General features: G+C 67.0%; 7 protein-coding genes. 1 reads left to right on the top strand and 6 read right to left on the bottom strand.

Annotation, left to right across the window (positions count from 1 at the left end):
- Positions 1 to 270: 270 nt before the first annotated feature.
- From GGR48_RS02395 to GGR48_RS02385, 3 genes are all read right to left on the bottom strand, one after another.
- Positions 271 to 1,284, bottom strand: coding sequence for an inorganic phosphate transporter (locus tag GGR48_RS02395; RefSeq protein ID WP_183950291.1), 1,014 nt, complete (start codon positions 1,282 to 1,284; stop codon positions 271 to 273).
- A gap of 10 nt (positions 1,285 to 1,294) precedes the next feature.
- The gene (locus tag GGR48_RS02390; RefSeq protein ID WP_007403814.1) at positions 1,295 to 1,939 is read right to left on the bottom strand and encodes a DUF47 domain-containing protein; all 645 of its coding nucleotides are present in this window, start codon (positions 1,937 to 1,939) and stop codon (positions 1,295 to 1,297) included.
- A gap of 178 nt (positions 1,940 to 2,117) precedes the next feature.
- Complete coding sequence (locus GGR48_RS02385) at positions 2,118 to 3,566, bottom strand: short-chain fatty acid transporter (protein ID WP_183950290.1); 1,449 nt, start codon at positions 3,564 to 3,566, stop codon at positions 2,118 to 2,120.
- A 233-nt stretch (positions 3,567 to 3,799) separates the two neighbouring features.
- Between GGR48_RS02385 and GGR48_RS02380 the strand changes: the two genes are divergently transcribed.
- The gene (locus tag GGR48_RS02380; protein WP_183950289.1) at positions 3,800 to 6,124 is read left to right on the top strand and encodes a TonB-dependent receptor; all 2,325 of its coding nucleotides are present in this window, start codon (positions 3,800 to 3,802) and stop codon (positions 6,122 to 6,124) included.
- A gap of 479 nt (positions 6,125 to 6,603) precedes the next feature.
- On the opposite strand, the gene GGR48_RS02375 is transcribed toward GGR48_RS02380, so the two are convergent.
- From GGR48_RS02375 to GGR48_RS02365, 3 genes are all read right to left on the bottom strand, one after another.
- On the bottom strand, positions 6,604 to 7,308 hold the full coding sequence (locus GGR48_RS02375) for an HPP family protein (RefSeq protein WP_183950288.1): 705 nt from the start codon (positions 7,306 to 7,308) through the stop codon (positions 6,604 to 6,606).
- A 187-nt stretch (positions 7,309 to 7,495) separates the two neighbouring features.
- On the bottom strand, positions 7,496 to 8,587 hold the full coding sequence (locus tag GGR48_RS02370) for a lactonase family protein (RefSeq protein ID WP_183950287.1): 1,092 nt from the start codon (positions 8,585 to 8,587) through the stop codon (positions 7,496 to 7,498).
- 92 nt (positions 8,588 to 8,679) lie between these two features.
- On the bottom strand, positions 8,680 to 11,160 hold the full coding sequence (locus GGR48_RS02365; protein WP_183950286.1) for a PhoX family protein: 2,481 nt from the start codon (positions 11,158 to 11,160) through the stop codon (positions 8,680 to 8,682).
- Positions 11,161 to 11,585: the final 425 nt, after the last annotated feature.

Genomic DNA, 11,585 nt, shown 5'->3' with positions numbered 1-11,585 from the left:
TGGGCCGATGTAGTTCATTCCCATCCTCCGTTCAGCCTGAGCGCAGTCGAAGCCCCCCCATTCCTCCCCTGTAAGGGGAGGTGGCAGGCCGCAGGCCTGACGGAGGGGTGTCCCGCTCGGCGAGGGCGGACCTCACTCACAACGGGTAACACCCCTCCACCAGCTTCGCTGGTCCCCCTCCCCTTACAGGGGAGGAAGGATTTTTGACTGCGCTCAGGCTGAACGGATGTTGAGTATGAGAAAAAGGGGAGGCCCTCGCCTCCCCCGTCATCAGAACAACCGGGTCAGCAGGTAGAACCCCGCCCCCATCGCGGCGGAGGCCGGGATGGTGATGATCCAGGCGATCACCACATTGCCCGCCACGCCCCAGCGCACCGCCGAGGCCCGCCTGGCCACGCCCGCGCCGATGATCGAGCCGGTGATGGTGTGCGTCGTCGACACCGGGATACCCATGGCCGAGGCCAGGAAGATCACGATCGACCCGGCGGTCGAGGCGCTGAAGCCCTGATGCTGCGACAGCTTGGTGATGCGGGTGCCCATCGTCTCGATGATGCGCCAGCCGCCGGTCATCGTGCCCAGCGCGATCGCGATATAGCAGGAGATGGCGACCCAGTGCGGCACCTCGAACGGTCCGGTCAGGCGGCCGGTCGAATAGAGGAGGACGGTGATGATGCCCATCGTCTTCTGCGCGTCGTTCAGGCCGTGGCTGAGCGAATAGGCCGCCGATGAGACGAGGTGCAGCGCGCGGAAGCTGCGCTCCGCCCCGCCCGCGCTGGATTTGCGCAATGCCCAGCTGCTCAGCAGCATGACCAGCATCGCCAGCATCATGCCCAGCAGCGGGGACAGGACGATGGCGAGCAGCGTCTTGTTCAGGCCCGCCCATTGCACCGCGCCCATGCCCGCATGGGCGACGCCGGCACCGACCAGCCCGCCGACCAGCGCATGACTGGACGAGGACGGAATACCGCGCAGCCAGGTGATGACGTTCCATGCCATCGCCCCGCCCAGCGCGCCGAAGATGACGGCCGGCGTCACCACGCTCTGGTCGATCAGGTTCTTGCCGATCGTCTCCGCCACCGCATGCAGGCTGGGGAAGGCGACGGTCAGGAAATAGGCCGCGAAGTTGAAGAAGGCGGCGAACACCACCGCCGCGACCGGCGACAACAGCCGCGTCGCCACCACGGTCGCGATCGAATTGGCCGCGTCGTGCAGGCCGTTGAGATAATCGAACGCCAGCGCGACCAGGATCAGGCCGACCAGCAGGGGAGTGGCAAGTTCGTGCATGGCCGCCGCCTCAGGCGTGATCGATGACGATGCCGTCGATCTCGTCGGCGACATCCTCGAACGCGTCGAGGATGCGTTCCAGATGCTTGTACACCTCGCGCTCGATCACGAAGCGCAGCGTGTCGCGCTCGCCGCATTCCTCCAGCGTGCGCTTCAGGCCGGCGGCATGGATGTCGTCGGCGCGGCCCTCCAGGCGGACCAGCTCTTCGGTCAGCGCGTGCAGCCGGTCGCCGTTGCGCGCGACGTCACGCATCAGCGGCATCGCCTCGACGGTCAGACGGGCCGCCTCGACCGCGACGGTGGCCATCTCGCGCATTTCGGGGGCGAAGCGGGTCAGCCGGTACAGGCCGATCGCGGTGGCGGCGGCGTGCATCTCGTCGATCGTGTCGTCGAGCGAGCCGATCAGCGAGGTGATCGAGGCGCGGTCGAACGGCGTCAGGAAGGTCGAGCGGACCGAGGTCAGCACCTTGCGGGTGATCTCGTCCGCGTCATGCTCGCGCGCGGCGACGACGGCGATCTCGTCGGCGGTGTCACCCTGCGTGTCGAACAGCCGGACGGTGGCCTCGGCCCCCGCCAGGATCGTCGCGGCCTGCGCCTCGAACAGTTCGAAAAAATTGCCCGTCTTCGGCAGAAGGCGTTGAAACCAGGCGAACATCAGTCGGTAAACCCCGATAGTGATCCGATATCATACACGTCTTTGGCCCATGGCCTATCGGGCCACGGCGAAACGCCGGACCGTAACAGGGTCATGAACGGAAGATGGTACGAACGCCGCCCCCCTGACCAGCCGCAGGCACCACGTCAAGCAAAACTGGGTTACAACTATGTGACAGTCATCCGGTTCCGGGCATCATCGGCGGCTGATAGGGCAGCGTGAAGGACAGCGCCCAGAGCAGGAACAGCACCACCGGCAGGTGGACGATCAGCTGCAGGAAGCTGAAGCCGACGATATCGCGCGCCTTCAGCCCCAATATGCCCAGCAAGGGCAGCATCCAGAAGGGATTGATCAGGTTGGGCAACGCCTCGGACGCGTTGTAGATCTGCACCGCCCAGCCGAGATGGACCTGCAATTCGTTCGCCGCCTGCATCACATAGGGCGCCTCGAGCAGCCATTTGCCGCCGCCCGAGGGGATGAAGAAACCCAGGATCGCCGAATAGGCGCCCATGGTCAGCGGAAACGACCCTTGCGTATTGAGCGCGACGAAGGCCTGCGCGATCCGGTCGGCGACGCCCACCCCGGCGGCGTTGGTCGCGCCGGTCAGCATCGCGGCGATCGCGGCGTAGAAGGGATATTGGATCAATATGCCCGCCGTCGCCGGCACCGAGCGTCCCAATGCGATCAGGAAGCGCTTGGGCCGCCAGTGCAGCACCAGCCCCGCCATCAGGAACAGGAAATTGTAGGTGTTGAGGTTGGAGATGGCGATCATCCAGTCCTGCCGCGCAAACTCCTGCACCAGCCAGCCCAGCGCCAGCAGCCCGATGAGGATCGTGAGCAGCGGCGCATGTTCCAGCCATTCGCCCGGCTGGGTGCGCGGCGGCAGATCATCCGCTTCGCGCGCCGGGTCGATGCCCATGTCCTGCGCGGTGACGGCGGTGTCGCGACCGGGGGCGGAGGCGACCGCGATGATCGTCGACAGGAGGATCAGCACGCCGGCGATCAGCATCGACTGCCACAGGAAGATCGTCTGGCTGAACGGGATGACGCCGGTGATGGGCAGCAGCGCGGGCGGCAGGCTGGCGGGATTGGCCTGAAGCTGCGCGGAAGAGGAGGACAGCCCCATCGCCCAGGTCGCGCCCAGCCCCAGATAGGCCGCCGCCCCCGCCGCGCGGTAATCCATCCGCAGCTCGGTCCGCCGCGCGCAGGCCCGCGCCAGCAGCCCGCCGAAAATCAGGCTCAATCCCCAGCTGAGCAGCGAGGAGACCATGGTCGCAAAGGCGATGAGGCCGATCGCGCCGCGCGCGCTGCGGGGCCGCTCGGCCAGCCAGTCGATCAAGCGTTGGACGGGCCGCGAGGTCGCGACGACATAGCCGCCGATCGTGACGAAGGCCATTTGCATGGTGAAGGGGATCAGCGTCCAGAAGCCATCGCCGAAGCTCTTGGCGACGGCGGGGGCCGAGGCGCCGTTGATCATCGCGGCGGCGGCCACGACCACCACCGCGATCGCGACGAAGACGAAGGCATCGGGAAACCAGCGCTCGGCCCAGCCGGTGAACCGCAATGCCAGCCGCGCCAGTGCCCCTTCGCCGCCCCTCGCTTCGCGCCCGGTTACCGCCTCCACCATGCCATCCCCCGTCGTTGCGCCGTCGAAACAGCCTTTCGGGCATCAATGCGGCAGGCCGCGTTGCGTTGCATGACGGTGCCGGCCGTCGAACCGCATATTCCTTTGTAACTGTGCTCGCAGCGCATCACCTCTGTCACGTAAGCGCCATAATGCGCCTCTAACCGCCCGCCTCACCGGGAGAAATTGCAATCAGGCGGACGGCATCGACCGATCCGTCGAGCGTGGGGAACAAGATGAAGTCCGTTATCAAGACCGTGGCGCTGCTGGGCGCGGCGTGGGGAACGCTGGCGGCCGTGCCGGCGATCGCGCAGACCGCCGACCAGGGCACGACGACCAACGCCGCCGGCGAACAGGGCGACGACCAGGCCGGGCTGAACGACATCGTCGTCACCGCCGAGCGTCGTTCGGAAAGCCTGAACCGCGTGCCGGTGTCGGTCGGCGTCGTCGGCGGCCAGGACCTGCGCGCCTTCCAGCAGGGCGGCGAGGACATTCTGGCGCTGTCGGGCCGCGTCCCCGGCCTTTATGCCGAAACCACCACGGGCCGCATCTTCCCGCGCTTCTACATCCGTGGCCTGGGTAACATCGACTTCTATCTCGGCGCGTCGCAGCCGGTGTCGATCATCCAGGACGACGTCGTCCTCGAACATGTCGTGCTGAAGTCGAACCCGGTGTTCGACGTCGACCAAGTCGAAGTGCTGCGCGGGCCGCAGGGCTCGCTGTTCGGTCGCAACACGACCGCCGGCATCATCAAATTCGACACGATCAAGCCGAGCCAGGAGTTCAAGAGCCGCGCCACCGCCTCGATCGGCACCTACAACACGATCAGCATGGACGCGGGCGTCGGCGGCCCGCTGATCGCCGACGTGCTGGCCTTCCGCCTGTCGGCGCTGGTCCAGCACCGCGACAACTGGGTCGACAATGTCTATGCCGGCCCCAGCGCCGATCGTACGCTGACGCCCAAGAAGGACGCGATGGGCGGCTTCACCGAGCGCGACGTGCGCCTCCAGCTGCTGTTCACGCCGACCGAGACGCTGTCGTTCAACCTGGCCGGCCACGCCCGCTGGTATGACGGCACCTCGACGCTGTTCCATCGCGGGGCGCTGAAGAAGGGTTCGCGCGACGTGTCGGCCGAACCGCGCGACCAGGTCGCGATCGACGAAGGGCGCGGCAATCCGCAGTCTTATGACACGCAGGGCGCCTCGCTGCGCGCTGCCTGGGACCTGGGCGCGGCCGAGCTGACGTCGATCACCGCCTATGAAACCACCTCGGGCTTCAGCAAGGGCGACACCGATGGCGGCGCGGCGACCAACTTCCCGGTGAACGGCCAGCCCAATGGCTATGGCCTGAGCCAGGGTCAGGTCCGCGATCTCGACCAGTGGACGCAGGAAGTCCGCCTGGCCTCGACCTCGGGCGGTCCGTTCAAGTGGCAGTTCGGCGGCATCTATTTCGACAGCCGCGACATCACCGACTTCTACCAGCGCGCCTTCCTGATCGGAGCGAACCCGAACAACTGGGTCCGCCTGCACAACGTCAACACGTCCTGGGGCCTGTTCGGTCAAGTCAGCTATCAGGCGACCGATCGCCTGCTGCTGACCGCCGGTGGCCGCGTCAGCGAGGATACCAAGCGTACCCAGCTGCTGCGCACCGCCGACAGCGCCGCCGGCGTGTCGACCTATCGCGGTCGCCGCGACGTGCGCCTGTCCGACACCAAGCCCAGCTGGGACCTGTCGGCGCTGTATGAAGTCACCCCCGAACTGAACGTCTATGTCCGCGCAGCCGAAGGCTTCCGTGGCCCGACGATCCAGGGCCGCTCGGCGGTGTTCAACTCCGACTTCACCACCGCCGGTTCGGAAACCAACCTGTCGTTCGAGACCGGCTTCAAGTCGAAGCTGTTCGACAACACGCTGCGCCTGAACGCCGCCGCCTTCGCGTACCGCGTGAAGGGCATCCAGCTGAACGGCAACGATTCGGATGGCAATGGCGTGCTGTTCAACGCGGACAAGGCGGTCGCCTATGGCATGGAAGCCGATGCGCAGTGGCTGCCGGTGCGCAACCTGGCGCTGTCGGCGGGCCTCAGCCTGCTGCACTCGGAGATTCGCGACAAGCGCGTCTTCGCCCAGACCTGCGGCCTGAACGGGGTGCAGGTGTGCACCGTGCTCGACCCGTTCGTCACCCGCCGCGTGTTCGGCGCGAACGCCTATTTCGCGCAGATCAACGGCAACCCGCTACCCAACGCGCCCGAGTACAACCTGAACCTGGCGGCCAAGTACGACATGCCGCTGGCCAATGGCGGCAAGGCGTTCATCAGCACCGACTGGAACCTGCAGGGCTATACGAACTTCGTCCTCTACCGGACCAAGGAGTTCACCTCGAACGGCAATTTCGAGGGCGGCCTGAGCATCGGCTACACCGCGCCGCATGACGACTGGAGCCTGTCGGTCTTCGCCCGCAACATCACGAACGAGAAGAACCTGAAGGGCGTGATCGAAAACTATATGGCGGCCGTGTTCAACGAACCGCGCATCATCGGCATATCGTTCAGCGGCAAGTATCGCTGATCGGTGTGACCGGTTGATCGGAGAAGGCCCGTCCCTCACCTCGAGGGGCGGGCCTTTTGTTGGACGGCAAACGCCCCGCCCCGTTCAGCCTGAGCGTAGTCGAAGGCCAAGGGCAAACATCCCCCAAGCCGCCGGATCGAGGCGTGCGCTTCGACTTCGCTCAGCGTGAACGGCGGTTGGGGCGTTGCCCATACCCCCCGCCCCTTTCAGCCTGAGCGCAGTCGAAGGCCACGCCCCTACCCCCGCCAAGCCGCCCAGTCAGGGCATGCGCTTCGAATTCGCTCAACGTGAACGGCGGTTGGGCCGTCGCCCACACCCCCCGCCCCGTTCAGCCTTAGCGCAGTCGAAGGTCACGCGCGAACATCCGCCAAGCCGCCCGGTCGAGGCGTGCGCTTCGACTTCGCTCAGCGTGAACGGCGGTTGATCCATTGCCCACCCCCCCACCCCGTTCAGCCTGAGCGAAGTCGAAGGCCACGCCCCTACCTTCGCCGCAAGATCCGCAATCGCCCGGACGCCACCGGTGCAGCCCGCGCCCGCGCATGGCGCTCGGCATGGGCGAGCAGCGTGTCCAGGTCCTCGCGCGCGATGTCGAAGCTCTCGTGCATGTCCGCCAGCGCCGCATCGACGTCCTCCGGGCGGATGCGCGAAGTGTCGGTGCCCGGCGGCGCGACGGCCGGCTCGTGCGGATAGCTTCGCCCCGTCGCGCGGTGGAAGAACATGCCCAGCGCCACCAACGCGATCGAGTTGATCGCCACCGGCGCGAAGGCGAAGGCAAAACCCGCCGCATGGATGCCCTGGCTGCCGATCACCGCGGTCAGCGCCGCCGCCCCGCCCGGCGGATGCAGGCAGCGGCATAGCGACATGACCAGGATCGCGCCCCCGACCGCGCAGCCCGCCGCCAGCGGCAATGACGGGATCGCCTGAAACATCGCCACCCCGACCAGGGTCGAGAGGACATTGCCGCCGACCACCGACCAGGGCTGGGCGAGCGGACTGGCGGGCACCGCGAAGACCAGCACCGCCGAGGCGCCCAGCGGCGCGACGATGATCGGCAGGTCGGGGCCGAGCGGCGGCAATCCGCCACAGACGATGATGGTCAGGGCGATGCCGATCACCGCGCCGATACAGGCGATCAGGCGGCCCGACAGCGTCGCGCCGGCGAGCAGGGGTTGGAAGAAGCGCATGGATATTCAGCCCAGGGAAAGGAGTAGAGCCCGTCTAACCCGATCCGGCCCAAGCCCGCCACCAGCAAAGCCTCGGCACCTCATAACCTGTGCTTAACATCCGTCATTGCGAGCGAAGCGAAGCAATCCAGGGCGTCTTGCCAAGACACTGGATTGCTTCGCTTCGCTCGCAATGACGGATGGGCGATCAGACCTCCGCCAGGAACACCACGCCCGGAATGGCGACGCTCTGCCCCGTCGCGGTCAGACGCCCGTCCTTGCCGATGCGGAAGGTGTTGACCGTGCCCGACCGCTCGTTGGCGACCAGCAGCTCGGCCCGCCCCTCGCGCAGCAGGAAGAAGCGTGGCCAGTCGCCGCCGGTGGACACATGCTGCACCGCCTTGGGCTGTCCCTTCGCATCCAGTGCGAAGACGGTGATGCTGTTGGCGCCGCGATTGGAGACATAAAGCGTCCGCCCCGCCCGATCGATCGCGATATGCGCGGCATAGGACGGCCCCGTCGCCCCCTCGGGCAGCAGTGGCCGCTCGCCCGCGTCACGGAAACGGCCATCGGGCAGCGCATCGAGCACGAACAGGCGCGGCTCGAGTTCGCACGCGACATAGGCGCGCGCCAGCGTCGGGTGGCGGATCATATGGCGCGGCCCAACCCCGGCGGGGGCGTGCCACGCGATCACCGGCTCGGCCAGCGTGCGCGCGACCGGATCGAAGCGATAGGCGAAGATCGCATCCGCCCCCAGATCGACCGCGTGCAGCCAGCGGCGGTCGGGGCTGAACCCGACCCAATGCGCATGCGGTCCCGCCTGACGCTCGGCGTTGGGGCCGCTCCCCCGATGCTGGAACAGACGCGGTTCGCCCGGCGCACCGGTCCGCCGGTCGAGCTGGTAGAAGGCGACCGAGCCGCTGGAATAATTGGCGACCGCCAGACAGGCCGAGGATCGGTCGAGCGCGACATGACACGGGTCCTTGCCGCCGGTCGACGCGTCGCCGCGCACGCGCCAGCCCGGACCATAAGCGGTGACATGCCCGTCCGCCTGTTCGCGCAGGAAATAGAAGGCACCGCCCGGCCCGTTGCCGACACCGTAAGAGGCATTGACGATGCCCGTCACCGGCGCGCCGACCCGCCCGTCGACGATGGGATACAGCCCCTTGCCGCCCTCATTGGCATAGGTGCCGGCGATCAGCCGGTTCGCGCCCGGCGCGCGTGCCAGCGCGGGCCCGACCGCCGTTCCCAGCCCGAGCACCGCCGCACCCGCCATCACCTCGCGCCGTGTCGTCGCCATGTCGTCCCCTTTCGTCACGGCCTTTCAACGACAAAGGGGCCGGGAAGGCAATCACCTTCCTGGCCCCCAGCGTCGACGATGCGGTCAGTCGATCAGATCGCGACCACGCCGCCGTCATTCTTGGTGATGACGATGGTGGCCGAGCGCGGACGCACGGTCGCGGCCGCGCTGCCCGACTGGCTGTCGGGCCAGTTGCTGGTCGGCGCCGACGGGTTGGTCGCGCCTTCGCCCGGATGCTGGATGTTGACGAACACCGAGGTGCCGTCCGGCGTCGAGTGGATGCCGGTGATCTCGCACTGTTTCGGCCCCACCAGGAAGCGCTTCAGCGTGACGCCGGGCGCCTTGCCGATACGGGTGGTGACGGTGGCAGAGGCCCCGCCCGCGCTGCTCGTCACCGAGCGCGTGCCGCCATCGCCGACCCGGCCGGGGATCGCGGCCAGCATCATGCAGTTGGTGACGTCGGTGAACGCGCCGTCATCGGTCTGAATCCACATCACCGGCGTTGCCTGCCCCGCGACATTGCTCGGCAGGCTGAACCACAGGCCGTCGGGCGAGGAGAAGTCGTTGGTCGCGTCCAGACCCGACAGGTTGATGTTGGTCGGATCGAGGTCCGCGCCCGCCCCGAAGACGTACACGTCCCAGGTGAAGCTGGTCGCCTCGGTCGTGTCGTTCGTCTCGCGGATGCGGACGATATGGCCGTTGCGGTTGCCGACCGAGGTCGAGGGCGGATCGACATAGGCGCGCGGGTTGGCGGCATCGACGGCGGTGTTGCTGCCCGACGCGACCGGCTTGCGTGAGGCATTGTTGGTCAGCGTGCAATACATCTCGCCGGTCGCCGGATTGACCGCGGTCCATTCGGGCCGGTCCATCTTGGTCGCGCCCAGCGCATCGCCCGCCAGACGCGTGTTGATCAGGACATCGGCCTGGTCGGCGAAGGGATAGATGCTGTTCGACGCGTTCAGCCCGTTCTGGCCGAACACCAGCGGCAGCCACTGGCCGGTGCCGTCCGCATTGAACTTGGCGACATAGAGCGTGCCGTTGTCGAGATATTTATCGCCCACCGCCAGACGGTCGGTGGCGCTGGCGTCCGAGGCGTTCCACGGCGTCGCCGACACGAACTTGTAGATATATTCGTTCTGCGCGTCGTCGCCCATGTAGAAAGCGGGGCGGACACCCGCGATCATCCGGCCGCTCTGGCAGCCTTCATGGTTCATACGGCCCAGTGCGGTACGCTTGCGCGGGGTCGATGCCGGGTTGAACGGATCGATCTCGACCACCCAGCCGAACTGGAACGGCTCGTTGCGGAAATCCGCCGTGCCATCGGCGGCCAGCGCGGTGGTGGCGGTCGCGTTCCAGCGGCGATAGATGGTGCTCGACGCGTCCGAGGGCGTGACGGTGGCCCAGTTGTAATTGCCGCCCCGCCCTTCGCCGATACCATAGCGGGCGAGCGACACATTCTGCTTGGGCGTCGTCGCGGTGCGCACCGCCGCGTCACCGCTGCTGCGGCGGAAATAGCCCGCCCAATTCTCTTCGTTGGTCAGGTACGTGTTCCACGCCATGGTGCCGTTGGCGCAGTTGTTGATCGTACCGCGACCCATGCTGCCATCGGTCGAATAGGCGGTCTTCAGCCACGCCGCGTTCTTGACCGGGCCGCTGAACGCCATCGGCGTGTTCGGCGTGATGCGACGGTTCAGCGCCGATGCCTGGACATAGCGCCATGCGCCGTTGCTCCGCGTTACCTCGATCACCGAGACGCCGTGGCACTCGATCTCCTTGATCGCCTCGCTCTCGGGGCGCGGGGCGGGCGTCTGGCCGTTGACGTGGAGATACTGCTCGCTGATATTCTCATGGTTGAGAACCAGCAGGCCGCGCGTGCTGTTGTTCGGATCGGGATTGCTGCCCGACGCCGCCAGGCCGAAATAGCTCATGCCGTCATGATGGTCGCCCGCGCGCTGCGCGAAATTGGTGTCGGTGCCGTTGTTCGCATAGGCCGCGACGCCCGAGGCGATCGGATCGCCCAGGCGATAGAGCACGCTGACGCTATAGCCCGCCGGCACCGTCACCACGTCGGCCAAGCTGTGCGGCACGGCGGTGAAGTCGAGCGCGATCGGCGTGACGGTGACCGTCACCATGTTGTTGGTGACCGCGCCGTCGCGGCTGGTGATCTCCAGATTGAAGGCCAGTTGCGTCGCGGACGCCACGGCGGGTGCGCGGAACGAGGCGACCAGGCTGTTGGCGTTGGTCAGCGTGACCGACGGACCTGCCGTCTGGCTCCAGTTGGTGTTGGCGACCTGCCCGGCGGAAACCGTGCCGGTCAGCGTGACGGGGCGGCCGGCGGCGACGCTGGCGGTGCTGCCCGAGGCGCTGGCGGTGACGGTCTCAGGCGTCTCGTCGTCGCAACCCGCCAGCAGCGCGCCGCCGAACAGCGCGGTGGTCATCGCCGACACGCCGTGGCGCAGCGTCTGGCGGCGCGACAGGCGGGTGGCGATCAGATCGCTCATATGCGTGTTGGCGGAGCGATTGGTATCGATGTCGCCATCGTCATAGGCGACCAGGTTATTGATATCCGACATGGAAAATCCCCCGGCACCGCCCCGGACACGGGTGCGGTCTCGGGCGACCGTTTGCCGTGCAACCAAGTCATATCGGCTTCATTTCCGCGTCACGCCCATGACGTAGAAATGACTTTGTTATGACAGCATCGTCATGCCGTGCATCCGCTTGACTCGTGTCCACGATCATGGCAATGGCCCGCCCGCATCCGTTGGGTTCGCCCCATCGGATTCCGTCCAAGACAGCAGGTGCCGGGGAATATGCCCTGGCTTAATTGCCTGCCGAGACGGGGAAAAGGATTTTGCCGGTCGTGCCCCTCGCTGGTCCCGCCCGGTCTGCCCCGCGTTTCTCACGCGTCGGTTGCCCATTCCCCATCGCTGGACACCCCGAGGGGTGGTCACACCCCCCGGTCAAGCAACCGGGATGACCGTTCGCGGTCGTTCCA

Origin of the sequence: Sphingomonas pseudosanguinis, from assembly GCF_014196255.1 — a bacterium.
Lineage (GTDB): Bacteria > Pseudomonadota > Alphaproteobacteria > Sphingomonadales > Sphingomonadaceae > Sphingomonas > Sphingomonas pseudosanguinis.
Note: the sequence above shows the minus strand (reverse complement) of the source record. Positions and strands in the feature narration are given on the sequence as shown.

Coding starts and splice junctions, on each gene's coding strand:
- GGR48_RS02370 (WP_183950287.1), bottom strand. CDS start 8,587: ATGGCGACGACACGGCGCGAGGTGATGGCGGGTGCGGCGGTGCTCGGG.
- GGR48_RS02365 (WP_183950286.1), bottom strand. CDS start 11,160: ATGTCGGATATCAATAACCTGGTCGCCTATGACGATGGCGACATCGAT.
- GGR48_RS02395 (WP_183950291.1), bottom strand. CDS start 1,284: ATGCACGAACTTGCCACTCCCCTGCTGGTCGGCCTGATCCTGGTCGCG.
- GGR48_RS02380 (WP_183950289.1), top strand. CDS start 3,800: ATGAAGTCCGTTATCAAGACCGTGGCGCTGCTGGGCGCGGCGTGGGGA.
- GGR48_RS02390 (WP_007403814.1), bottom strand. CDS start 1,939: ATGTTCGCCTGGTTTCAACGCCTTCTGCCGAAGACGGGCAATTTTTTC.
- GGR48_RS02385 (WP_183950290.1), bottom strand. CDS start 3,566: ATGGTGGAGGCGGTAACCGGGCGCGAAGCGAGGGGCGGCGAAGGGGCA.
- GGR48_RS02375 (WP_183950288.1), bottom strand. CDS start 7,308: ATGCGCTTCTTCCAACCCCTGCTCGCCGGCGCGACGCTGTCGGGCCGC.